Origin of the sequence: Burkholderia sp. MSMB1072 (assembly GCF_001524725.1) — a bacterium.
Lineage (GTDB): Bacteria > Pseudomonadota > Gammaproteobacteria > Burkholderiales > Burkholderiaceae > Burkholderia.
Window position 1 is genome coordinate 19,823 of record NZ_LOYC01000012.1, and the last position, 23,547, is coordinate 43,369.

The window sequence follows — 23,547 nt, forward strand, 5'->3', positions numbered from 1 at the left end:
GATGACCGATCTCGCCTTCCTCGCCGCCCATGCCGCCGCACGGCTCGGCGCCGACGACGTGCACTGCGCGGCGGTCGCGCCCGGTGCGACGCTGCCGCTGTGCGTGACGCCGCGCAGTGCCGAACTCGCGACGTCGCCGGAAATGTTCGTCGCGTGGTACCGCTCGCGGCTCGACACGATCGACACGCTGCTCGACGCATGCGGCGCGCTGCTGTGGCGCGGCTTCGCGGTACCCGACACCGCCGCGTTCGGCCGCCTCGGCGCGCTCTATCCGGCGCACGCGAACGGCTATACGGCCGGCGCCGCCCCGCGCCGGCAGATCGACGGCCAGGTCTACGAGTCGACCCGCATGCCGCCGCCGTTCAGGATCGGGCTGCATCAGGAGATGGCCTACATGCCCGCGTTCCCGCGCCTCGTCGCGTTCTACTGCCGGCAGCCGGCCGACGCGGGCGGCGAGACGCCGATCTGCGACATGCGCCGCGTGACCGCGCGCGTGCCGGCCGCGCTGCGCGAGCGGTTCGCCGAACGCGGCGTGATGTACCTGCGCAATTTCGCGGCGCCGGGCGACCGCGCCGACGGCCTCGCCGCGAACCCGAACCTGCCGTTCGCCGCCTACCATCGGCCGTGGGACGACGCATTCGGCACGACGGATCGCGACGAGGTCGAGCGGCTGTGCGCGGAACGCGGCGTCGGCTGCCGCTGGCTCGACGACGGCAGCGTGACCGTGTCGCACGTCGGCAGCGCGCTGCGCACGCATCCGCGCACCGGCGAGACGGTGTGGTTCAACCAGGCGAGCGCGCAGCACCCGAATCCGCGTTCGATGGGCGAGCTCAGCTATCGCTACCTGCAGCGCATGTACGGCGCGCGCGCCGCGTTCCCGTACGAGATCCGCTACGGCGACGGCGCGCCGATGCCGTTCGACGATCTGGTGGCGATCTACGACGCGCTCGACGACGAGGAGCGGGCGTTCCCGTGGCAGGCCGGCGACGTGCTCGTCGTCGACAACATGCTGGTCGCGCACGGCCGCAACCCGTACCGGGGTGCGCGCGACACGCAGGTCATGCTGTTCGACTGAGGATGCCCACGATGAGCGTTTCGCTTCTTGCGTCCGTGCGCGCGATGTTCGGCCCGCCCGCCGCGTTCGACCGGCCGCAGCGCGCGGGCCTGCCGCCGCTGCCCGATGCGCATGCGCCGGACGCAGCGCTCGGCGCGCGCGCGATCGACGTCACGGCCGGCGATTTCCGTTTCTCCGCGCGCCACGTGCGGTTCCGGCTCGGCGCGATCACCGCGATCGTCGGGCCGAACGGCTCGGGCAAGACCACGCTGCTCGAAACGCTGCTCGGCTTCCGGCGCGGCGGCAGCGACGTGCGCGTGCTCGACGTGCCGGCCGAACGCTTCATGCGCGATTCGCGGTCGCTGCAGCGGATCGGCGCGCAATTGCAGAAGGTCGAGTATCCCGATCATCTGCGCGTCTCGGAGATCGTCGCGCTGCACCGCGCGATGTACGCGCACACCGATGCGGCGATCGCCGATGCGCTCGGCATCGCCGAACTGCTCGACAAGCCGTGCCGCGCGCTGTCGAAGGGGCAGCGCCAGCGCGTGGACCTGTACGTCGCGCTCGCGCACCGGCCCGAGCTGGCCGTGCTCGACGAGCCGTTCACGGGCCTCGACCGCCGCTATGCGGGCGTCGTGATCGACCTGCTGCGCCATCGCGCGCGGGGCGCGAGCGTCGCGATGATCTGTCATTCCGAGGAAGAACTGAGCGTGGTCGACGATCTCGTCTGGGTGCGCGACGGCGGCGTGCGCTACCAGGGCGACCGCGACACGCTGCGCGCCGAGCTCGTCGGCGATGCGCGCGCGGTCCTGCATTGCCGCGACGAAGCCGACGCGCGCGCGCTGCACGAGCGGCTCGCGGCGCTGCCCGGCGTGACCGGCGTGCGCGTGTCGGCCGCGCACGTGGTCGAGGCGTTCGGCGATGCGACGCTGCATCCGAACGTGCACCGGATCGTCGGCGAACGCGGCATCCAGCATCTCGCGCTCGCGCCGAGCACGCTGGGCGACCTGCTGCGCCTGTGCACCGAGGGCCAGACCCATGACTAAGGTGTTCCTGATCCTCGTGCGCAACGAGCTGCTCGGCTATCTGCGCAGCCGCTCGTCGCTGTTCTGGACGCTCGTGTTTCCGGTGTTCCTGCTGAGCGTGATGCTGTTCGCGTTCGGCGGCTCGGGCTCGCTCGGCACGGCCGACATCGCGTTCGACGCGCCCGGCGGCGCGACGCCGTACAGCCGCGCATGCGAAGCGCAGATCGTCGACAGCCTGTCGCACAGCGACACGGTGAAGGCGACCTTCGGCGGCCGCGGCGCGCCGGCCGATCGCGTGACCGTCGTGCTCGGCGCCGACGAACGCACGCCGGCGACGATCCGCTACGACTTCAACGGCCCGCTCGCGGTCAAGGCCGCGTCGCGCGTCGTCGAGATCGCGCTCGCGCGCTGCGCCGCGCAGCGGCTCGGGCTGCCGGCCGCGCAGGCGCGCTTCGAGAATGCCGCGCCGGCGCGCCGGCCGTTCGACTACGGCGCGTTCTTCGCGACCGGCATCCTGGTGATGGCGTTCATGGCGATCGGCCTGAACTCGACGACCACCGCGATCGCCGCGCTGCGCGAGCGCAATACGTTCAAGCTGTACGTGTGCTTCCCGGTCTCCCGCGGCGTGTTCCTCGCCGCGCTGATCGTCGCGCGCATGGCGATGATGGCGCTGTCGGCGCTCGTGCTGCTGACGGTCGCACGCGTCGCGTTCGGCATCGCGCTGCCGATCGCGACGCCGGACGGGCTGCGCGCGTTGCCGATCGTGCTGCTCGGCGCGGCGATGGTGCTGAGCATCGGCGTGCTGCTGGCCAGCCGCACCCGGTCGCTCGCGGCGGCCGAACTCGCGTGCAACGTCACCTACTACCCACTGCTGTTCTTCAGCGACCTGACGATCCCGATGCACGACGCGCCCGCGTGGCTGAAGGCCGGGCTCGCGTTCCTGCCGACCAACCAGTTCGCCGTCGCGCTGCGCGGCGCGCTGGTCGACGGCGCACCGTACGCGCAGCTCGCGCCGCAACTGCTCGGCATGACCGCGTGCACCGCGCTGTTCCTGTTCGCCGCCGCGCGACTGTTCCGCTGGCACGACGCCTGACGCGTCGCCACGCCGTTTCGAAGAAGGAGAGACACCGATGAAATCGAACCATCCCATAACCGACTACCTGCTGCATGCGAGCAACTTCCTGCCGGCGATCGTGTTCCTGTTCTACGGCCGGCTCGGGCCGGAGCAGCCGGGCCTGCGCTGGACCCACGCGTTCCTGATCGGCGGCGTGCTCGCGCTCGTGCACGGCGCGTGGCTGATCCGCCGCGCGGAGCGCAACAGCATCGCGATCGGCGTCGACCTGTTCCTCGTGATCGGCGCGGTGCTCGCGCTCGTCTCGCCGACAGGTAGCCGTCTGTGGGGCGAGGAACTCGGGCCGGCCGCGATGCTCGTCTGCGTGCTGGTGGTCGGCATCGTCCATACCGCCTGGTCGGACGGCGGCTTCGTCGACGGTGCGTTCGTCGACCACGCGCGTGCGCGTTCGCTGTCGCTCGTGCTGCTCGCCGTCACCGTCGTCGCGCTCGCGGTGTCGATCGCGATGCGCCACAGCCCGCTGTGGGGCGGCGTCGTGCCGCTGATCGCACTGGTCGTCGTGCGCGGCCGGCTGCGCAAGCAGCTCGCGCGGGCAGGCTGACGATGAACGCGCTGCCCGCCCATGCGGCACACGCCGCGCAACGGCACGCGCTCGCCGCGGCGCTCGGCGACGGCTGGCTCGACGGCGCGGCGTGCGAGCCGTATGCGACCGACGTCGCGCGCTACGGCGGCGTGCCGCTCGGCGTCGCGCGGCCGGCGTCGACCGCCGACACGCGTGCGCTCGTGCGCGTCGCCGTCGCGCACCGGATCGCGCTCGTCGCCCAGGGCGCGCGCACCGGGCTCGTCGGCGCCGCCGTGCCCGATCGCAGCGGCACGCAATGCGTGGTGTCGTTCGAGCGGATGCGCGCCGTGCGCGCGTTCGATCCGGCCAATCGCAGCATCACGGTCGAGGCCGGCGTGCGGCTGTCCGACCTCAATCGGGTGGCAGGCGAAGCCGGGCTCTGCGTGCCGGTCGATCTCGGCAGCGATCCGGCGGCCGGCGGCCTCGTCGGCGCGAACGCGGGCGGCAGCCGCCTGATCAAGTACGGCGACGTGCGCCGTCACGTGCTCGGCGTCGAAGTCGTGCTCGCGGACGAAGCCGGCACCGTGATCGACGCGCTCGCGCCACTGCGCAAGCGCAACGCCGGCTTCGACGTCGCACAGTGCTTCATCGGCGCGAATGGCGCGAACGGGCTCGTGACGGCCGTGTCGTTCGCGCTCGCGCCGCTCGAACGGTCGTCGTGCGCGGCGTTCGTCGCGTTCGCGTCGTACGACGCGGCGCTCGCCGGCCTGCTCGCATTCGAGCGTGCATTCGGCGAGATGCTGTCGGCGTTCGAATTCATGTCGGCGGCGGCGATCGGTCGCGTCGCCGCCGCGTTTCCGGCATTGCGGGTGCCGTTCGAGGCCGACGCCGCCGCATGCTACGCGCTCGTCGAGATCGCGACCGGCATGCCGGGGCTCGATGCGCTGCTCGAGGAACGCGCAGTCGCGACGCTCGACGCGCTCGCGCAACGACGCGAGGTGCTCGACGCGGCGTGCGCGCCGGCCGAACGGTTCTGGCGGATTCGCGACGCGCTGCCGGCCGCGGTCGCGCAGGACGGCATGCCGCTGTCGTTCGACGTGTCGTTCCCGCGCGGCGCGCTGGCCGGATTCGTCGCCGATGCCGAGCAATGGCTCGCCGCCGCGCATCCGTCGCTGCGCTGCCACGCGTTCGGCCATTTCGGCGACGGCGGCTGCCATCTCGTCGTGTCGATTCCGCATGCCGACGCGCAACGCTACGGGCCGCTGCAGCAGATGGCGCTGCGCGGCGCGCTGTACGACCGCGTCGCGCGCGCGGGCGGCTGCTTCAGCGCGGAGCACGGCGTCGGGCCCGTCAATATCGCGTACTACCGCAAGCACGTGCCGGCCGCGCAACGGCAGGTCGCCGCCGCCGTCCAGCACGCCGTCGATCCGCTGGGCCTGATCGGCCGGGTCCGCTACTGACGCGCCGCTGCGCGGCGCCACGGAGATTTCGCATGATGTTTCGACACTCGCCCGGCCCGCACACCATGGCCGAACCGGACACCGACGAGCATTCGTTCTCCGGCATCCCGGGCCCGTTGCCCGACTCGGGCGTCGTGGTGAACGTGCGCGGCGTCGCTTACGTGATCCGGTTGCCGCCGCGCGACCATGCGCGCCCGGCGCTGTGGCGCGCGCTGGCGGACTGGCGCGACGAACGGTCGGCCGACGGCGACGTCGAGCCGGATGGACGGCAGGATTGAGCAGCCGCGTCGCGACGGCCCGGCAAGCACGCCGCGCATGCGAGCGCGGCGCCGGATCACCTCGGTCGTCCGGCGCCGCGACGGGCGAAGCACGCCGTCAGAACACCGCGTGCCCGCTGATCAGGCTCGGCAGCCACGTCGAGAAGAACGGCAGGTACGTGACGATGTTGATCGCGCTGAAGATCGCCAGATAGTATGGCCACGCCATCTTCGTGGTCTCGCCGATCGACACGTTGCCGATCGCGCAGCCGACGAACTGCACCGACCCGATCGGCGGGTGCACGAGACCGAGCGAGCAGTTCAGCAGCAGCATGATCCCGAACTGCACCGGCCCGACGCCGCACGCCATCGCGATCGGCAGGAACAGCGGCGTCGTGATCAGGATGTGCGCGGCCATGTCGACGAACGTGCCGAGAAACACCTGGATGATGTTGATGTACAGCAGCATCAGCCACGGCGCCGCGGTCGACTGCTTCAGCAACCCTTCGATCGCATCCGGAATCTCCAGGTACGACATCTGGAAGCGCAGCATGTTGGACACCGCGATCAGCAGCAGCACGACGCCCGTCGTGCGCGCCGCATGCGACAGCGCGCGGCGCAGCTTCTCGGCGGTGAGCGTCCGGTAGACCACCGCGGTCAGCACGAGCGAGTAGACCACGGCGATCGCGGCCGCTTCGGTCGCGGTGGCGATGCCCTTCGCGACGCACACGAGGATGATCGCGATCACCATCAGCCCGGGCACCGCGCCGACGAAGCTGCGCAGCACCGCATACCAGCCGGGAAACCGCGGCAGCGCGGACGAGCCGTCCGCGCGGCGCGGATAGCCGTGACGCACGGCCTGCCAGTACGCGGCGGCGAGCACGAAGCCCATCACCCACAACACCGGCAGGAGCCCCGAGAACAGCAGGTCGCCGATCGACACGCCGCTCACCGGCTGGCCGTGCAGCATCCCGGTGATGCCCTGCGCGGCGAACGCATAGATGATCATGTTGGTCGACGTCGGCATCAGCGCGCCGGCGAGCGACGCATGCGTGGTCACGTTGACCGCGTACGCGGCGCTGTAGCCTTCGCGCTTCATCAGCGGGATCACCACGCCGCCCATCGCCGACGTATCGGCGGTCGGCGAGCCCGACACGCCGCCGAACAGCGTGCACGCGACGACGTTCGCCATCCCGAGGCCGCCGCGGAAGTGGCCGACGCTCGCCTGCGCGAAGCGCAGGATCCGGTCCGCGATGCCGCCATGCAGCATCAGTTCGCCGGAGAAGATGAAGAACGGCACCGCGAGGAACGAGAACGCGTTCATCCCCGAGATCATCGCCTGCATCGCGGTCGCGATCGGCAGGCCTTCGACCATGTAGGTCAGCACGCACGAAATGCCGAGCGCGAACGACACGGGCACGCCGAGGACGAGAAATATCAGAAAACTGACGGACAGGATCGCGAGTTCCATGGCGTTATTGTCCCGACGAAGAACGACGAAGCGCGAGCAGGTGCTCGAGCGAGAAGAGGACGATCGCAACCGCCGCGGGCATCGCGATCAGATAGCGCACGCCTTCGGGCAGCCCGATGATCGGAATGCGGTCGCCCATCGTCTCGGCGGCCATGCTGCCGCAGCCGATCATGATCATGATCGCGAACGCGATCAGGCTCAGGTGCTGGATCGCGACGACGACCGTGCGCGCCTTCGGCGACAGCCGGCGCACCAGCGAATCGAGGCCGATATGGCCGCCGTCGCGCACCTTCATCGCCGCGCCGAACATCGCGATCACGATCACGAGCAGCAGCGCGATCGGCTCGACGAAATCCGGTGCGTTGTCGAACGCGTAGCGCATCACGACCGCGTAGAACACCAGCACCGTGAGCACCGCGAGGCACGCCGATGCGATCACGGCCAGCACGCGAAACAGCAGGTCGTTCACGCAGCGCAACAGCGGCGCGGCGTGCGGCCGCGCCGGCGCCGGCGCTGCGCCGTCGGGGGCGGCGGCCGGCGAGCCCGCGGCCGCCGCGCCGTTCAGGGAAGTGCGACGCGTCACTTGGTGGCCTCGATCTCGTCGACGATCTGCTTCATCTGCGGCGTCTTTTCATACTTGGTCCACAGCGGCTGCATCGCCTTCACGAACGCCGCGCGGTCGATCTGCGCGGCCGGCAGGATCTTCGCGCCGCCCTTCGTCACCATCTGCTGCGCCGAGGCTTCGCGCGCGGTCCACAGCTTCTGGTAGTACGGCACCGAATCGGCCGCCGCCTTCCTGATCGCCGCCTGCTCCTGCGGCGACAGCGTGTCCCAGACCTTCTTCGAGAACACCAGCACTTCCGGCGTCATCGCGTGCTGCGTCTCCGAGTAATCGGGCGCGACTTCGTAATGCTTGGTTTCCTCGTACGACGGCAGGTTGTTTTCCGCCGCGTCGACGAGCCCCGTCTTCAAGCCCGTGTACACCTCGGCGAACGGCATCGGCGTGGGCGTGCCGCCCATCGCCTTGATCTCGTCGACCATCAGGTCGGACGGCTGCACGCGCACCTTCAGCCCCTTCATGTCCGCCGGCGAGCGCACCGGGCGCTTCGCGTAGATCGAGCGCGCGCCGCTCTCGTAGAACGTCAGCGCGATCATCCCCTTCGCGGTGAACGCATCGAGGATCTTCTGGCCGGCCGGGCCGTACATCGCCTTGCGGAAATGGTCGATGTCGCGGAACAGGAACGGGAACGACGGGATCAGCGATTCCGGCACGATCTCGTTGAACGACGCGCCGTTCACGCGCGCCATGTCGATCGCGCCGATCCGCACCTGGTCGACCGTGTCCTTCTCGGAGCCGAGCGCGCTGTTGCCGAACACCTTGATCGAATCCTTGCCGCCCGTCTGCTTCGACAGCTCGTCGCCCATGAACTTCACGGCCATGTTGGTCGGGAAGTTGTCGCCGTGCACGTCCGCCGAGCGGAACACGCGCGCCTGCGCGGACATCGCGAAGCCGGCCATCAGTGCGACGGCCAGGGCGGCACGGGAGCCGGGGAATCGGTGTTTCATGGTGAGTCTCCTTGATGGTCGATCGTTGTTGTGCCGCGATCCGCCGGCCCGCGCGGGCTTCGCCGATACGCTTCCTCGAACCGCAGAGTCATACGTCGTATGACGTGTTCAGCGAATGTACGTCGGTTAACCGTTTAACTCACTTGGTGCATACCCCTATAACCGCTGCCATCCAAGGTTTTCGGCAGGAAACAGGGAATCGCCTTCTCCAGTTTTACGCTTTTCCGCGAAACGTTTTCCGGAAACGGGTCGGCATGCGAATCGGACGTCGAAGGCATGGCTTCCCGACATCCGACGGTCTTCTTTCGCTTCGCTTGCTATCGTTATAGGATGACTGATCACACCATCGCCACGCCGTTGCGATGCCACGAGCATGCGCCGGCCCGCATTCCGCATGACGCGATTCGGGCCCGTGGCGCACGGCCGACGACCCGCCGGCGGCCGCGGTTCAGGTGTACGCCAATTCGCTTTCGCGAACGCGCGGGAAACCCGTCGTCGCGCGCTCCGCCTGCCAAGCACGCGCGATGCTCGCCGTCATCGCATGCGACGCGAAAGGAGCCAGCGATGTCGACCACGAAGCCATCGGCGACCCCCGAGCCGGCTACCCCGCCGAATGCCGGCGACGAAGGCCCGGCCAATGCGCCGGGCATCGGCGAAGACACGTGCCGCGTCTGCCGCGGCACCGGCAGGGTGGAAGGTCAACCCTGCACCGTCTGCGGCGGGACCGGCAAGATACTGCAAGGAATCGGCGGCGGATAGGTAACAACGCCGCCGCATCTGCGCATATCGATCGCTCAGGTCTGCATGACCAGCGACGTGAGCTGGGCTGCGCGCGCCACGTCCGTTTTCGTGTAGATCGACTTGATCTGCGCGCGGACCGTGCCGATCGACACGCCGCGCAGCGCCGCACACTCCTGCGGCGAGCGCCCGTCGCAGCACAGCAGCACCGCGAGCTCGGCTTCCGCCGACGACAGCCCGTAGAACACCCGCAAGCGCTGCGCGCGCGCTGCCGGCGAACGCAGGTCGGCGGCCGTCATCAGTGCCGCAACGCCGGGCCGCTCGCGCGCGAGGCGCGACTGCTCGGGAACGGGAATCAGCGCAAGCGGCAGCGGCTCGCCCGTCGCACGACGCAGCAACAGCCCGCCGCGTGCGAATGCATGCCGCCATTGCGCGTCGTCGACGCAGCCTTCCGGCGCGAACCGGCCGCTCACGATCCGCAGCGCCGGTTCGGCGGCGATCAGTTGATCGGCCGCGCGGTTCGTATAGCGCAGTTCGCGCTGGGCGCCGAGCAGGAACACCGGCACCGGCACCGCATCGAGCGCCGATTCCGCGGCGGCCACACGCGCTTCGAGCTCGCCGATGCGCGCGTGGATGCGCAGCGCGCGGCTGATGTGCGCGCCCATGATTTCGATGGTGCGACGCTGCTCGTCGGACAGCCCTTGAGATTCGAGGCCGCTCTGTACGCTGAGGAAAACGCCCGCACCGTCGCCGTGATGGATGTACAGGCCCGAGATGCCGCCGAGCCCGAACGGCTGCATGAATTCCCGATAGAACACGCCATGTGTGCGCTGCCGCACCGACAGGTGCTTCACGTCCTCGAACCAGCGCCCTGCGGGCCAGTCCGCGGCAACCGGCACGACCGGGTCGTACAGGTGGAACTCGGCGTTGTAGCGGTGCAGGCACGCGGCGACCCATGACGGATCGTCGCCGGCCACCTGCTCGATCGCCGGCAGCCTTGCCGCATCGTCGAACGACAGCAGTATGGCCATGCGCACGCCGACCGACAGACGCAGCCCGTCCAGCACCGCTTCCCATCGTTGGTCGCCCAGCGCCGCAGCGTAGACGTCATCGATCCATGCCGACGGAACCCACCCGTTCATCTGCATCTGGCCACCCCGCGCCATGCGTTTTTGTCGAACGCCGTTCGGGCATCTTAGTCAATCGGCCTCATTGTTCAAATCGTCGATGCGGGTTTGATCGAAATACCACGTTTTCTACCGTTTCTCGTCTGACGTAATGGCCGTTTCGGACATGGCGACGCAATCCGCGTCGACGCAGAAGGGCGCCTGCGCAGCGTCGATCGACGCGATGACATCCGGATGAAAGCACGCAGCCGACGGCGCGACGAAACGTTTTTCGCTGCCCGACTCGACGATGCACTTACTTCATCGTCGCGAACCGCACTTCCATCTCGTCGATCTTCGCGAGCACCGCTTCGCTCAGCTTTCTGACGTGACGCGGCACGTCGGGCGTCGACATCAGTTCCTCGATACGCCCGCGCCAGTATCTCGGATGCCTGACGCGCCCCGCCCCCGACATCGACACGTCGTCGAGGTCCGTCTCGCTGTCCAGCAGCGCCACCATGCGCTGGATGTGCGAGAGCTCTCGTTCCACATAGTCTCGTGCGAGCATAGTGATTGAAACTCCCCCGAAATACGGCATCAGGCCTTCGGTCATCAACGCGCCACCGCGCGGCTCCGACGATGCACCGCACACGTTGCACGCCAGCGTACGTGACGACCGTGTCAGTCGACTGTGCGAACGCACACAGCAATCGACGAAGCAACGACAGACCTGTTCGAGTGTTCCGGCGATATCCGGTGCCGGTACCCCGGTGTCCATCGTAGGCGTACCGCCCGGCCGCGGCATCCCCAAAAGTGGGGATGCCGGCCGATATCGGTCGGGTAATGACTGACGGAAATGCCGGTGAGCCGGAACGGCCGGCGTGGGTGGCCGGTCGGCTCCGCAAGGCGACGCTGCCGTGCGCTACCGACGATAGGGCGGCGGCGCGAGTTCGAGCGGATCGGGGTTCAGGCGCACCCACGCCACCGCGAGCCGGCACAGTTGCGCCGGGTCGCCGGATTGGCGCTTGACGTCCTGCACGACGGCTTACACGTCTGACAAATCGGCCGCCGGCAGCGACGTGCCGGTGCGCACGATCGCCGCGAACGCATCGGCCATCTTCCTGAAATCGGCATCCCAGTTGCCGCCGCCGTTGTGTTCGAGTTCATGCGCGATACGGCCCGAGATCCGGATCAGTTCACCCTTCGATCGCGTCCGTATCGTCGGCCGTTCGTCAAAGTGTTAACGCGGTTTTGCATCCGTCGCCGGTGCGCGCGCAACCCGCCGCCCCCGTCAGTCCAGCGGCTCCAGCGCCTCCAGCCCGTCCGGGAGCCCGGATGCGCCGCCGAGCTTCGTGATGTTCCAGCGTGCGGCGTCGTTCCAGTCGTAATCCATTCGATAGGAAAACCGGGCATTGGCGCGAAACAGCGCGGCGCGGAATGTCCTGCCGTCGTTTGCGAGCGCGTCGCGCAGTCGCGGCCCGATGCGCATGATCCCGCCGATGAAATCGCGGTGCTCCATGGTCGACACCAGCTCGACGCCGGCCGCCGTCGCATATGACGCACGCACACCGTACCGCCCGTCGCCCGGTGCGCTGAAGCAAACGTAAACTTCGCGCCAGCCGGGAAAAGCGGATTGCATGTAGCCGATTACGTGCCTGGCGAATTCGATCACCCGCTCTGTCGCGTCGTCGTTCATCGATCGCCCCCGACATGAGATCGGTGACGAGCGTAATCGGACACGACGCGACGCGTCGATGGCCGCCGGCATACCGCCGCGCGGCCCGTTCGCCGAATCCGGAACCGTCAGCGATCCCGAGCATCGCTGCAGGCCACCGGTATCGCGCCGCCTGTCGCCCCTTGCATGTCGATCGACGCGCGTGGCGAGTGAAATGACGCGCAAAAAGCGGCATCATAGTGCATCCCTTCCGCAACGGAATCCCGTCCGTGAATATCGATACCGACCTCCCCGTCATGGTGACGGGCGCAACCGGATACGTCGCGGGCTGGCTCGTGCAGCGGTTGCTCGAGGCGGGCCTGACGGTCCATGCGGCCGTCCGCGACCCCGACAGCCCGGACAAGCTGAAACATCTCCAGCGCATCGCGGCCGGCAAGCCCGGCACGATCCGCTATTTCCGCGCCGACCTGCTCGAACCCGGGTCCTACGAGGAGGCGATGACGGGTTGCGCGATCGTGTTCCACACCGCGTCGCCATTCACGGTCACCGTTCGCGATCCGCAGAAGGAGCTGGTCGATCCGGCGTTGCTCGGCACGCGCAACGTACTCGAGACGGCCAACCGCACGCCGTCGGTGCGGCGCGTCGTGCTGACCAGCAGTTGCGCGGCGATCTACGGCGACAACGCCGATCTCGCTGCGACGCCCGACGGTATGTTCACCGAAGCAATCTGGAACACCAGTTCGTCGCTCACCCATCAACCCTATTCGTATTCGAAGACGGTCGCCGAGCGCGAAGCGTGGCAAATCGCCCGCCGGCAGCAACGCTGGGATCTCGTCACCATCAATCCGTCGCTCGTGATCGGGCCCGGCATCAATCCGTACGCGACGTCGGAGAGCTTCGAGATCGTCCGGCAGATGGGCGACGGCACGATGAAGGCCGGCGCGCCGGATCTCGGCATGGGCGCGGTGGATGTCCGCGACGTGGCCGACGCGCATCTGCATGCGGCGTTCTTGCCGAGCGCCAATGGCCGCTATATCGTCTCGGCGCACGACACGAGCCTGCCGGCGATGGCCGCCACGCTGCTGGAACGGTATGGCGCCGACTATCCGATTCCGCGACGCATCCTGCCGAAGTGGCTGGTGTGGCTGGTCGGCCCGCTCGCGAACAAGAGCGTGACGCGCCGCGTGATCGCGCGCAACGTCGGGCTGCCCTGGCGCGCGGACAACAGTCGCAGCCGCAATGAACTGGGCATCCGCTATCGCCCGCTCGCCGAGTCGATGAACGACTTCTTTCAGCAGCTCGTCGAAACCGGGCAATTGCGGCGATGAACCGCTTCGCGCAGCGGCGGCTCGGCGACGATGGTGCAAACTTCAAAACCCTGCCGGCGGTAAGTTCGCGCGAAGCTCGCGCGGCATGACCTCGATCGCTCGGACCTACCCTCCGGTCAGATCGCCGCCCTGCCCGGCTATCGGAGTCCGCATTCGTTCTTCCGCGCATTCGATGAACGGACCGCGATGACGCCCGAAGCCGCCCCTCGCGCACGGCGCGCCGATCGACGCAAGGCGGCCCGTTCCGTCGGCGCGGCCATGCCGGGTCAACCAGCGGCGCCGCTGCGATTCAGCCCGAAAATGAAATCGGCTTCGACCGACGCGCCCTTCGGCAATTGCAGCACGCCGACCGACGTGCGCGTATGGACGCCGGCGTCGCCGAGCACTGCATACAACACGTCCGACGCGCCATCGGCCACCTCGCTTTGCATCGTGAAGCCGGGCGCGCTTCGCACGTACACGGTCATGCGCGGCACCGTCGCGATCGCATCGAGCGTGCCGCACTGCTTGCGGATCAGCGCCAGCGCGCGCAGTGCGGAAATGCCGGCCGCGCGACGACCGTCGTCCAGCGAAACGGATTCGCCCACGATGCCGACGAAATGCACGACTTCCCCGATTCGCGGAATCTGGCCGGCGATGTAGGCCGTCGTTCCATCGACCAGGACGGGCGTGTACTTTCCGCCGATCCTGATCGTTTCGTCCGGATCGAATCCGAATTCGGCCGCAACCTGTTTGAGTTTGTCATCCCTGTTCATCAGTGAATTCCCCAATCCTTCTGAAAAAAGATAAAGAATAATTGAGTCTCCGAAGCTTGTCCCGCATGAGAAGATCGGACGCAAACGATCCAATCAAACGACTTCTCAGGTGTTCGAAGCAGTCGTGCATTGCCATATCCGCAATACAATTCGTAGTCGGCGCAATTTTCTTCGTCATTTCCGGTTGAAACCGCTATCATGTATGGACACAACCTGAAGAGTGATATATGGCAACTTACAAGGAACTGAAAGCTCAAATGGACGCTTTGGCCGAGAAAGCCGAAGCAGCGCGCGCCGCTGAATTCCAGGCGGTCGTCGACGACATCCGCACCAAAGTTGCGGAATACGGCATTACCGAAAAAGACATTTTCGGTACGCGCCGCGGTCGGCCGGCCAGACAGTCGGGCGCTCCCGTGCAGGCAAAGTATCGCGATCCGAAGACCGGAGCGACTTGGTCGGGCCGCGGTCGCGCACCCGCATGGATCAAGGATGCGAAGAATCGCAATCGATTCCTGATCCAGGAATAAGATTCCCCGCATGGGCCGGCGCGTGATTCGACACGCTGTCCGGCAATTTGGGCATTGATTGGCGCATCGATACCGGCGGCATTCCAAAGCCGCTCCGGTCGACGAGGTTTTGCCCGATCGGCGTGTCGCGCACAGGTCAATCCACCGATCGTGCCGCACGCCCATCCTTTCTTCAGCGTTCGTAATAGATCGCAAGCCAGACGGTTTGCACTTCGTCATGCGTCCATGCGACACGATGACGGCAATGCGGCTCGATCAGCACGTAATCTCCGGCGCGCATATCGAGCCGCGTCGCATCCTCTTCGAATTCGAGCACGGCCGCGCCGGACAGCAGCACGACCCATTCGGCCCGCGGATCGTCATACCAGAACCCGTCCGGGCTCGCATGCCCCATCGATACGATCCGCTCGACGTTCACGCGCGGGCCCGTGACGAGCATGTCGATTCGCTCGTCGCCGCCGCGCCGCCCGTCGACGGCGAATAAATTACCGGTTTGAAGTTGCATGGCTTCGCCTCGTCGTCGATCTTCGGGTAAAGGATGCGGATTTAAAGGCAACGGGAAATATTCGCTGCAGCCTGACGCGCCCCGGCTTGCCCATGTGCCGTTAAAAGCCGTGTCAAAAAGATGAAGAATGACGAGGATTTCATCGGCGCTCATTCGTTGCAAAGATAAAACACGCACCGGCATTCTTTTAGCGACACACGCACCATCACCCGTCATTTCCGGTAAAGCCGATCGACCTCCTGCCGGCCCCCGCAGCGTCGAGCCAGGGCAATCGGCCGCGAACATTCGGCCGGCAATTCGGTATCCTGCTTGCAGCGCGCGCCCCGATCGATGCATTTTCCGTTCGCTGGCCGACACGAGCAAGCATCGGGAAGTCCATTCATGCTTTATTTCGATTCGAGGTGGCGTTTGCCCGACGAGCGGCGATATTGCCGGGGGCGTCGATATCGATGCGAGCGCCGACGAAGTACCGGCTCTCGCGGCGCGCAGGATCGCATGGTGTGCCGCGCATCCGGGCACGCGCTTCGCCGGTCATTCGAAAGCGCGCCCGACAGCCGTCGTCAAACCATCGCCCTCAACCATCCCAGCAACGCCGCGTGCGCACTCCCGTCCATCGCCGGCGTCGGCGTCAACAGGTAGTAATCCGATCCATCCTCGACGAACCCCATCGGCGCAACCAGCACACCGCTTTCGATGTCGTCGCGCACCAGGTGCCACGGTCCGATCGCGACTCCCAGCCCCGCGACGGCCGCCTGCAGACTGAAATAGAAATGGTCGAACCGCTGCCCGCGCCCATTCGCGGCCGGTTGATTCGCCGCCGCCGCCCAGGCATTCCATGCGTCCGGCCGGGTGCGTGTATGCAGTCGCACAGCGTCGGGCTTCAGCGCGCGGGCAGCACCGCGACGCGACGCAAACCACGCACCGACCTTGTCCGGCCGGCAAACCGGCCCCACGCGTTCGGCGAACAGATGCTCGGCGTGATACGCCGCCGGCCACGCAAAATCGTTGCGACGAATCGCCATGTCGATGCCGCTGTCGAACGAGAACGGCCCGCCGGCAGCGGCCAGATGGATATCGACGCCCGCATGCTGCGCCTGGAAATCCGGCCAGCGCGGCATCAGCCAGCGCATCAGGAGCGTCGGCTCGCACGACAGGACCGAACGCCGCGCCCGGGCAGCGTCGGTACGCAAGGCGTGGGCGGCGTGACGCATCAGGCCCAGGCCGTCATGGACGGCCTGCGCGAGGGTGCGGCCCGCCTCGGTCAGGAACACGCGACGGCTGCGCCGCTCGAACAGCGCCACGCCCAGATCGTCCTCGAGCAGACGCACCGCGCGACTGACCGCGCCATGGGTCAGGCACAGCTCGTCGGCCGCGCGGCTGAAATGCTCGTGACGCGCCGCCGCCTCGAAACACCGCAGCGCCATCAGCGACGGCAGGCCGGTACGGATCGATTGTGATTCAGACTCACCATTCTGGTCAGAAATCATCGTTTTTCCCGATGAAGCACGATGGATACGATTGTGCCATCAACATATCCGTCGCAGGAGCAACGCCATGACCGAATTGATAGTCGTAGTCACCATCACGCTGCTGGCCGTCATCAGCCCGGGGCCGGACTTCGCGATGGTCACGCGCAACAGCCTGATGCTGTCGCGTCGTTCCGGCGTACTCACCGCATGCGGGATCGGGCTCGGCGTGATCGTTCACGTGAGCTACACGCTGCTGGGCGTCGGGCTGCTGATTCGTCAGTCGGCGTGGCTCTTCAATACCGTCAAGCTGATCGGCGCGATCTACCTGGTCTACCTCGGCGCAAGGATGCTCATGACGAAAGCCGGCGGCGTGCAAGCCGACACCGCCGTGGCGCCGCTGTCCGATCTCGCCGCGCTGCGCACGGGCTTTCTGACGAATGTGCTGAATCCCAAAACCACGGTGTTCATCGTCAGCCTGTTCATGCAGGCAGTCCGGCCCGACACGCCGTTGATCGTGCAGATCGGCTACGGCGCGTTCATCGCGGCCGCCCATGCCGGCTGGTTCAGCCTCGTGGCGCTCTGTTTCTCGGCCACGGCTGTCCGCGATCGCCTGCTGTCGCTGCGGCACTGGATCGATCGCACGTTCGGATGCGTGCTGGTGGGCTTCGGCGTCGCGCTCGCCATCGCCCAGGGCGGGCGCTGAGTCAACCCGCGCCGGCTGCGCGGGGCCGTCGACGTCAGAACGTCCGCGCGATCGCCCGTGCCTCGTCGATCGCCCGGCTCCGATCGACCTTCCCGTCCGCACCGAACAACGTGCGCTCGACGACGATTCCGGTGACGTCCGTCACGCCCACGAACTTGAGCCACGTTTCCATGTAAGGGCGCTGCAGATCGAACTCGGCGGCCGGCGTAAACGACCCCGGCGACTGGTAGGCGAGCCCGCGTGCATAGACCACCGCCGCCTTTTTGCCGGCCAGCTTGCCGGCAAACCCCGCTGCGTCGAACGTGAACAACACATCCTTCTGCGAGATCACGTCGATCAGGTGCTTGAGCTTGTACGGAATACTGAAATTCCACAGCGGCACGCCGAACAGGAATTTGTCCGCTTCGTGGAACGGCGCCGCGAGCCGTTCGATCTGCTGCCACGCTGCCGCCTGCTCCGGCGTCAACGCCGTGCCGCCCAACCCGGCATATTTCGCGGCCAGCGCGGCGCCGTCGAATTCGGGCATCGGCAGATCCCAGATATCGAGCTTCCGAATCTCGTGATCGGGATGGGCATGCCGGTACGCGTCGAGAAACGCATCGCACACCTCGATGGACGCCGAATAAGCCTTGTTGGGTGAGCCTTCGATATAGAGCACGCGTGTCATGGCACCGGTCCTTGCCAAGGGTGACGACGGCGCGCCCGATGCGCGCTCGCCCACCGCGCTTCACAGCCTATCCGGCCGGCCTATAATCGGGAAACGATATTAATTGATCAAATTAACCCGGATTGGTGATGAATGAATCCTCCTCTCGACACGGCGCTGCTTCATACCTTCGTTGCGGTTGCCGACGTGCGCAGCTTCACCCGCGCCGGGCGGCGGCTGAACCTCAGCCAGTCCGCGGTCAGCGCGCAGATCGTTCGCCTCGAGGAACAGGTCGGGCAGGCGCTGCTCGTGCGCAATACGCGCAGCGTGACGCTGACCGCGCATGGCGAGACGCTGCTCGGCTACGCGCGGGCGATGCTCAACCTGAGCGAGGAAGCACGGGCCAGGCTGGGAACGGGTGACGCCGTCGACGTCAAGCTGCGGATCGGCGTGTCGGAAGACTTCGCAGGCGGCTGGCTTGCGGACCTGATGCGTCGCCACGGCGCCGCGCGGCGCGGCCTGCGGCTGGATCTGGTCGTCGACATCGGCGACAGCCTGTTTCGACGGCACGCCAACGGCGAATTCGATCTCGTGATCGGCAGCCGGTGCTCGCACTCGGGCCACGGCACGACGTTGTGGCGAGAGCCGCTCGCCTGGGCGTTCGCGCGCCACGAGCCGCTTCCGGAAGGCGACGTGCCGCTCGCGTGCTTCCCCGATCCGTGCCCGTACCGCGGCGCCGCCATCAAGGCGCTCGCGCTGGCCGGCATGCGCTACCGGATCGCGTGCGAAAGCCCGAGCGTGACCGGCATCCGGACCTTCGCACGGGCCGGCATCGCGATCGCGCCCGTGCCGCGCAGTGCGATCGACGACACGCTCCGCGAATTGGGCTTGCCCGAAGGTTTGCCGGCGCTGCCGGAGATGGAATTCGTGATGATGCACGATGCGCGGATGCCGGCGGCCGCCGAATTCGCCGCGACGATTCTGGACGAGACGGCTGCCCGCACGGGCGCGGGCAAGGGTAGCCGCGAGCGTCGCCGCCGGGCGTCCACGACGCCCCCGCCCCGCTCGAATCGCTGACGCGAACTACGGTCGAATCACCTCGAAACGCAACCCGGCATGGCGAACCAGACGCTCGATATAGCGTTCGTCGAACATCGTCGCGGGCGTCCAGAAGCCGCCGCCGCGCCCGGTCTTGACGCCGTCGCGGTGGCAATCGAGCGCGAGACCGATCGCGGCTTGGCCGAGCATCTTGCCGGTGGAGCCGTAGCCGGGATCGCGATCGCCGGTGACTTTCATACGCAAGGTACGCCCGTCGTCGGCGCGGCCGAAGAAGCGCAAATCGTAGCGGCCGGCCTGCTGGGCGTCGATGCTCGGCCCCTCGCCCGGCTTCGGCAGCAGGAAGCGCTCCATCAGGCCGCGCACCGGCCCGACGAGGACGCCGACCATGAATGCGCCGAGGCCCACCACCATCGTCAGCGCGATCATGCGCCCCTTCAGGCCAGTGCCCGTCATCACGGCTTCGTCATAGGTGAAGCGGCTGCCGTACGCATTGTCCGCCAGCGCATTGGAGCGGTGAACGACGCGCTCGTTGATCGCCGCCATCACGAACGGCGCGATCCACGCATCGCAGTCGCGATCGAATTCGGCGGACCGAACCGCATGCTGCCGCACCGTGAAACCATGCCGTTGCGGACACAACGAATAAGGATCGAGCAGTTCCCGACGCAACGCCGGATCGGCCGCCGCTTCGCGCACGACGTTGATCACGCTGGCCACGGTGCCCCCCGACGCACCGCCCTTCAACGTCTTGACGCGCATCTTCACGTGCGCGGCCGGTTCGCCCCACTGCCGCCGCGCCTGTTGCTGCAGGAAGAAAACACCCATGTCGGACGGCACCGAATCGAAGCCACAGCAATGCACGATGCGCGCGCCCGATTGACGGGCCGCGGGCTCGTACCTGTCGATCATCCGCCGGATCCACTGCGTCTCGCCGGTGAGGTCGCAGTAGTCGGTGCCGGTTTGCGCGCAGACTCGGACCAGCGGCTCTCCGTACAGCGCGTAAGGGCCGACGGTGGACACCACCACCCGCGTTTGCGCGCACAGCGCCCGAAGCTGCGTTTCGTCGGCCGCGTCGGCGACGATGATCGGCACGGATTGCCCGGCCGCGCCGAGCGTATCCCGGACCTGCCTGAGCTTCGCGTCGGACCGGCCCGCGATCGCCCAGCGCAGCGTGTCGCCGGCACCGGCGGCCGCGCCGGACAGATAATCGGACAGGTAACGGGTCAGGATCTGCCCGACGAAACTGGTAGCGCCAAATACGACGAGATCGTAGGTCGGTTGGGGCATGGACGACTCCTTGCGTGCGCGCACGTCGCACGTATCCGTATCGTTAGCGTGGCTTTCCAGGTTCATCGAAGGCCCTCGAAGGCGTCGGCAGGTTCAGGACCAATTGTGCATCCTCGACCACGTCGAGACGCATGATCGTGGATGCGCCGAGCCCGTCGAGCAACTGGCTGAGCGGCCCACCGTGCCGCGCCAGCTCGACGTTGCGCGGCAACAGGCGCTGCGCGAACGACAGCATGTTGGTCTGGACCGACGACTCGTGCCATTCGCCGTCGATGCGATTGACCATCGTCGTCGTCGCCATGTGCGATTGCGACGGGACACGGGTCAGCGCCGGCAGCGGCACGCTGAGGCTCAGATCCAGTCGGCCGTCCGGTCCGGCGATACGCGCGCGGGCCGTCGCACCGACGTTCACGTCGATCTCGGCGAGCCATTTGGGCAACTGATAGCCGTGCACGCCGCGCACCCGCGCGATTTCCGTCGTGACCGGCAGTGCCAGCACGTGCGCGAAGAAACTCCGGCGCCGCATCGAGTCGATCAGCTCGAGCGCGTGCGAGCCTTTCGCGCCGGGCCGGCGGATCACCACCGCGACGGATACTTCGTCATACGGATCGTTGTCGCAGACCGCGTACGAAAAGAACGTCAGCGCGACGAGCCCGTATCCGGGGAACGCCCGCAGCGGTTCGAGCGGGATCGGCAGCGTCGTCCGCAGGCGTTCGAGCGGCGCGAGGAACAGCAGTTGAATGCTGCTGGAACGGTAGTAGAAGTTCGGCGCCCACGTCGGGCCGACCCGCGAAGCGACCTGACGCTTCGGAAACCGCCGGAAAAAATCGATGTTTCCCGCTGCGGGATCGCGCGCCACCGCATCCAGGTCCGGATTCATCCGGAACCGGTCGTAATACCCGCCCTCGGGCACGTCGACCGTGTGCGGCCCGAATTCGACCTGTGTAAAACGCCTGTCCATGTCCATTGCCTCTCGTCGATGATCGACCGTGGCAAGCGAGATCCGAAGCCTGCCGCTGCCGCCAGCAAGCACTCTAAGCTTCAAGCCGACTTCAAGGTCAAGGTGACGAGTAGAGGAATCTGTCGGACGGCTGTGGCGCGGTCAATCGGGCTCGCGAAGGACGGCGACCGACGCACCGCGATCGGCCCACCGTCGACGGAGTCCGCTTATAGTGTCGACTGCCCATTCGACGAGGAAAACAGTCATGAAACTGCAGGCCAGCGGTCCGTTCGAAGTGAAGCTGAATCCGGAACTCTTGAGTCACGTCGCGGAGAACAGCGGACTCGGCCGCATGTCGCTGGACAAACATTTTCATGGCGATCTGGAAGCCGTCAGCCACGGAGAAATGCTCGCGTTTCGCAGCAGCGTTCAGGGTTCGGCCGGCTACGTGGCGATGGAAACCGTCGAAGGCGTGCTCGGCGGACGCAAGGGCAGGTTTGTCCTGCAGCACAGCTCCACCATGACGCGCGGGCAGCCGACGCAGTCGATCACGGTCGTGCCCGATTCCGGAACGGACGAATTGCTCGGCCTGTCCGGCGCGATGCGCATCGACATCGACGACGGCCGGCATACGTACCGCTTCGACTACGCGTTGCCGGACGCGCCGCAATAATCCCGCACGTCACGCGAGCGCCGCGTCGCGCAGACGGAACTGCGCGACCGCCGCGCTCAACCGCGAGCCCTGTTCGTCGAGCGACAGCGCCGCGGCCGCCGCTTCCTCGACCAGCGCGGCATTGCGCTGCATCGTCTGCTCCATCTGGATCACCGCGGCGTTCACCTGCTCGATGCCCGACGACTGTTCGTCGAATGCCTGGCTGGTTTCGCCCATGATCGCGTTCACCCGCTCGACCGCTGCGACGAGCTCGGCCATCGCCGAGCCGGCCGCCGCGACGAGGCCGCTGCCGTCTTCGACGCGTCGCGCGGAATGGCCTATCAGGTCGCGAATTTCCTTCGCCGCGGCTGCACAGCGCTGTGCGAGCCCGCGCACCTCGGTGGCGACGACCGCGAACCCGCGCCCCTGCTCGCCCGCGCGCGCGGCTTCGACGGCGGCGTTCAACGCGAGGATGTTCGTCTGAAACGCAATGCTCTCGATCACGCCGACGATGCCGGAGATGCGCGTGGAGCTGTGCGAAATCTCCGACATCGTCTCGACGACGCGCTGCATCGCTTCGCCGCCGCGCGACGCGATGCCGGCCGCGCCCTCGACGTACGTGCGCGCGTCGCGCGCGTTGTCCGCGTTCTGGCGCACGGCCGCCGTCAGTTGCTCGACGCTCGCGGCCGCCTGCTGCAGCGACACGGCCTGCTGCTCGGTACGCGCGGACAGGTCGACGTTGCCGCTCGCGATCGTGCGCACGTCGCCGACGATCGTCTCGGTGCTCGCGCGCACCTGGCTCACCGTATCGACGAGGCCGTCCTGCATCCGCTTCAGCGCATTCAGCAGATACGCCATTTCATTCTCGCCCGGGACGACGACGGCGCCGGTCAGGTCGCCTTTCGAAATTTTTTCGAACTGCTCGACCGCGAGATTGATCGGCTCGATGATCGCCTTCGCGAGCACGCGCTGGGCCAGGAACCCGACGACGAGCGCCAGCACCGCGACCGCTCCCATCCCCCACACGATCCGGTGGAAATGCCTGCCGGCCGCATCGTAGCGGGCCTTCTGGCGCGTGACCTGGAACGACTCGAGCGCGTCGATCGCCGCCTGGTAGGCGGCGAACGACGCCGGCGGCGCGGTGCGCTGCGTGTCGAGGAAGTTGAACGCGTCGTCGCCGTCGAGCTGCGACAGCGCCTTCAGGAACACCCGGTCGAGCAGTGTGCGCCGGCGGTCCTGCAGCGTGTCGAACAGCGCCTGCTCGCCGGCGTCGCGCGCATGCAGGCGCGTGTATGCATCCAGTTCATCGTTGCTCTGCTTGAGCAGCGTGTGAAGTTGCGCGACTTCCTCCTTCGCGGGCTGGCCGGCGCTGATGATCTGCGCGACGTCGCTCATGCGTTCGCGCAGCACCAGCATCCGCTCGGAGCTGGTCTTCAGGTGCAGCAGCGACGCGGTGTCGTCGCGGTACATCGCCTCGAGCGAGCCGTTGCCGATGTAGAGGGCCGCGATGCAGGCGCCGACCACCAGCACGAGCAGCACGGTATAACCGGCGATGGTCGCGACGAGTCCACCACGGATAGTGAGTTGTTTTCGCATGACGTTCCCTTGAGCCGGCCGGGCACGGCCAGCGGCGGAGGTGAATTCCGGAACACGAACGACGCGCGCCGTGGCGCAGTACCGGCGCGGGGCT

The 23,547-nt window shown here is 67.3% G+C and carries 25 protein-coding genes; 12 read left to right on the forward strand and 13 right to left on the reverse strand.

The annotated features are described in order from the left end of the window. Nucleotide 1: 1 nt before the first annotated feature. The 6 genes from WS89_RS06910 to WS89_RS06935 are packed head-to-tail and all read left to right on the forward strand — an operon-like array spanning nucleotide 2 to nucleotide 5,451. Nucleotides 2-1,075 carry a TauD/TfdA family dioxygenase gene (locus WS89_RS06910; protein ID WP_059790114.1) on the forward strand — a complete coding sequence of 358 codons (1,074 nt, stop codon included), beginning with the start codon at nucleotides 2-4 and terminating at the stop codon, nucleotides 1,073-1,075. A gap of 11 nt (nucleotides 1,076-1,086) precedes the next feature. Then, complete coding sequence (locus WS89_RS06915; RefSeq protein WP_059790284.1) at nucleotides 1,087-2,100, forward strand: ATP-binding cassette domain-containing protein; 1,014 nt, start codon at nucleotides 1,087-1,089, stop codon at nucleotides 2,098-2,100. Next, nucleotides 2,093-3,172, forward strand: a complete 1,080-nt coding sequence (locus WS89_RS06920) for an ABC transporter permease (protein WP_059781843.1) — start codon at nucleotides 2,093-2,095, stop codon at nucleotides 3,170-3,172. The genes WS89_RS06915 and WS89_RS06920 overlap by 8 nt, the downstream gene beginning before the upstream one ends. A 37-nt stretch (nucleotides 3,173-3,209) precedes the next feature. Continuing rightward, entirely contained in the window at nucleotides 3,210-3,752 is a 543-nt protein-coding gene (locus tag WS89_RS06925; protein WP_059498699.1) for a hypothetical protein, read from the forward strand. A gap of 2 nt (nucleotides 3,753-3,754) precedes the next feature. Continuing rightward, nucleotides 3,755-5,173, forward strand: a complete 1,419-nt coding sequence (locus tag WS89_RS06930; protein ID WP_059790116.1) for an FAD-binding oxidoreductase — start codon at nucleotides 3,755-3,757, stop codon at nucleotides 5,171-5,173. Nucleotides 5,174-5,205: 32 nt separating this feature from the next. Continuing rightward, on the forward strand, nucleotides 5,206-5,451 hold the full coding sequence (locus WS89_RS06935) for a hypothetical protein (RefSeq protein WP_059498701.1): 246 nt from the start codon (nucleotides 5,206-5,208) through the stop codon (nucleotides 5,449-5,451). A 97-nt stretch (nucleotides 5,452-5,548) separates the two neighbouring features. Here WS89_RS06935 and WS89_RS06940 read toward each other — a convergent pair whose 3' ends face one another. The 3 genes from WS89_RS06940 to WS89_RS06950 are packed head-to-tail and all read right to left on the reverse strand — an operon-like array spanning nucleotide 5,549 to nucleotide 8,467. Next, nucleotides 5,549-6,901 (reverse strand): TRAP transporter large permease, encoded by a 1,353-nt coding sequence (locus tag WS89_RS06940; RefSeq protein WP_059498702.1) that lies wholly within the window; start codon nucleotides 6,899-6,901, stop codon nucleotides 5,549-5,551. Nucleotides 6,902-6,905: 4 nt separating this feature from the next. Continuing rightward, on the reverse strand, nucleotides 6,906-7,484 hold the full coding sequence (locus tag WS89_RS06945) for a TRAP transporter small permease (protein WP_059790118.1): 579 nt from the start codon (nucleotides 7,482-7,484) through the stop codon (nucleotides 6,906-6,908). Further along, nucleotides 7,481-8,467 carry a TRAP transporter substrate-binding protein gene (locus tag WS89_RS06950; RefSeq protein ID WP_059498704.1) on the reverse strand — a complete coding sequence of 329 codons (987 nt, stop codon included), beginning with the start codon at nucleotides 8,465-8,467 and terminating at the stop codon, nucleotides 7,481-7,483. Before WS89_RS06950 ends, WS89_RS06945 begins: the two co-directional genes overlap by 4 nt. A gap of 564 nt (nucleotides 8,468-9,031) precedes the next feature. Between WS89_RS06950 and WS89_RS31970 the strand changes: the two genes are divergently transcribed. After that, on the forward strand, nucleotides 9,032-9,226 hold the full coding sequence (locus WS89_RS31970; RefSeq protein WP_082741815.1) for a hypothetical protein: 195 nt from the start codon (nucleotides 9,032-9,034) through the stop codon (nucleotides 9,224-9,226). A 35-nt stretch (nucleotides 9,227-9,261) separates the two neighbouring features. Here the strand turns inward: WS89_RS31970 and WS89_RS06955 are convergent, their stop codons facing one another. The 3 genes from WS89_RS06955 to WS89_RS34185 all read right to left on the reverse strand — a co-directional run bounded on the left by WS89_RS06955 (nucleotide 9,262) and on the right by WS89_RS34185 (nucleotide 12,007). Continuing rightward, nucleotides 9,262-10,347, reverse strand: coding sequence for a helix-turn-helix transcriptional regulator (locus tag WS89_RS06955; RefSeq protein ID WP_257128144.1), 1,086 nt, complete (start codon nucleotides 10,345-10,347; stop codon nucleotides 9,262-9,264). A 280-nt stretch (nucleotides 10,348-10,627) separates the two neighbouring features. Next, nucleotides 10,628-10,879 (reverse strand): hypothetical protein, encoded by a 252-nt coding sequence (locus WS89_RS06960; RefSeq protein ID WP_059790122.1) that lies wholly within the window; start codon nucleotides 10,877-10,879, stop codon nucleotides 10,628-10,630. A gap of 723 nt (nucleotides 10,880-11,602) precedes the next feature. After that, nucleotides 11,603-12,007: a hypothetical protein gene (locus tag WS89_RS34185; RefSeq protein WP_179949852.1), complete on the reverse strand. Its 405-nt coding sequence runs from the start codon at nucleotides 12,005-12,007 to the stop codon at nucleotides 11,603-11,605. Nucleotides 12,008-12,255: 248 nt separating this feature from the next. Between WS89_RS34185 and WS89_RS06970 the strand changes: the two genes are divergently transcribed. Continuing rightward, nucleotides 12,256-13,314, forward strand: a complete 1,059-nt coding sequence (locus tag WS89_RS06970) for an NAD-dependent epimerase/dehydratase family protein (protein WP_257128145.1) — start codon at nucleotides 12,256-12,258, stop codon at nucleotides 13,312-13,314. A gap of 266 nt (nucleotides 13,315-13,580) precedes the next feature. Here WS89_RS06970 and WS89_RS06975 read toward each other — a convergent pair whose 3' ends face one another. After that, nucleotides 13,581-14,069, reverse strand: a complete 489-nt coding sequence (locus tag WS89_RS06975) for a RidA family protein (RefSeq protein ID WP_059790125.1) — start codon at nucleotides 14,067-14,069, stop codon at nucleotides 13,581-13,583. Between the two features lie 227 nt (nucleotides 14,070-14,296). On the opposite strand from WS89_RS06975, the gene WS89_RS06980 reads away from it, so the two are divergent. Then, nucleotides 14,297-14,596: an H-NS histone family protein gene (locus tag WS89_RS06980; protein WP_059498710.1), complete on the forward strand. Its 300-nt coding sequence runs from the start codon at nucleotides 14,297-14,299 to the stop codon at nucleotides 14,594-14,596. A gap of 172 nt (nucleotides 14,597-14,768) precedes the next feature. Here WS89_RS06980 and WS89_RS06985 read toward each other — a convergent pair whose 3' ends face one another. Together WS89_RS06985 and WS89_RS06990 are read right to left on the reverse strand one after the other, a co-directional pair. Next, nucleotides 14,769-15,101 carry a cupin domain-containing protein gene (locus WS89_RS06985; RefSeq protein ID WP_059790128.1) on the reverse strand — a complete coding sequence of 111 codons (333 nt, stop codon included), beginning with the start codon at nucleotides 15,099-15,101 and terminating at the stop codon, nucleotides 14,769-14,771. Between the two features lie 560 nt (nucleotides 15,102-15,661). Then, a complete protein-coding gene (locus WS89_RS06990) occupies nucleotides 15,662-16,588 on the reverse strand; it encodes a LysR family transcriptional regulator (RefSeq protein ID WP_059790130.1) in 927 nt (308 codons plus the stop codon). Nucleotides 16,589-16,655: 67 nt separating this feature from the next. Here WS89_RS06990 and WS89_RS06995 point away from each other — a divergent pair, with 67 nt between their 5' ends. After that, the gene (locus WS89_RS06995; RefSeq protein WP_059790131.1) at nucleotides 16,656-17,273 is read left to right on the forward strand and encodes a LysE family translocator; all 618 of its coding nucleotides are present in this window, start codon (nucleotides 16,656-16,658) and stop codon (nucleotides 17,271-17,273) included. Nucleotides 17,274-17,307: 34 nt separating this feature from the next. Here the strand turns inward: WS89_RS06995 and WS89_RS07000 are convergent, their stop codons facing one another. Beyond that, complete coding sequence (locus tag WS89_RS07000; RefSeq protein ID WP_059790133.1) at nucleotides 17,308-17,940, reverse strand: FMN-dependent NADH-azoreductase; 633 nt, start codon at nucleotides 17,938-17,940, stop codon at nucleotides 17,308-17,310. Between the two features lie 132 nt (nucleotides 17,941-18,072). Between WS89_RS07000 and WS89_RS07005 the strand changes: the two genes are divergently transcribed. Further along, entirely contained in the window at nucleotides 18,073-18,996 is a 924-nt protein-coding gene (locus tag WS89_RS07005; RefSeq protein WP_059790135.1) for a LysR substrate-binding domain-containing protein, read from the forward strand. Between the two features lie 6 nt (nucleotides 18,997-19,002). On the opposite strand, the gene WS89_RS07010 is transcribed toward WS89_RS07005, so the two are convergent. Together WS89_RS07010 and WS89_RS07015 are read right to left on the reverse strand one after the other, a co-directional pair. Then, nucleotides 19,003-20,265: a saccharopine dehydrogenase family protein gene (locus tag WS89_RS07010; protein WP_059790288.1), complete on the reverse strand. Its 1,263-nt coding sequence runs from the start codon at nucleotides 20,263-20,265 to the stop codon at nucleotides 19,003-19,005. A 43-nt stretch (nucleotides 20,266-20,308) separates the two neighbouring features. Continuing rightward, complete coding sequence (locus WS89_RS07015; RefSeq protein ID WP_179949853.1) at nucleotides 20,309-21,226, reverse strand: acetoacetate decarboxylase family protein; 918 nt, start codon at nucleotides 21,224-21,226, stop codon at nucleotides 20,309-20,311. A 244-nt stretch (nucleotides 21,227-21,470) separates the two neighbouring features. On the opposite strand from WS89_RS07015, the gene WS89_RS07020 reads away from it, so the two are divergent. After that, entirely contained in the window at nucleotides 21,471-21,878 is a 408-nt protein-coding gene (locus tag WS89_RS07020) for a DUF3224 domain-containing protein (protein WP_059790139.1), read from the forward strand. A gap of 9 nt (nucleotides 21,879-21,887) precedes the next feature. Here WS89_RS07020 and WS89_RS07025 read toward each other — a convergent pair whose 3' ends face one another. Continuing rightward, entirely contained in the window at nucleotides 21,888-23,453 is a 1,566-nt protein-coding gene (locus WS89_RS07025; RefSeq protein ID WP_059790141.1) for a methyl-accepting chemotaxis protein, read from the reverse strand. Between the last annotated feature and the right edge of the window lie 94 nt (nucleotides 23,454-23,547).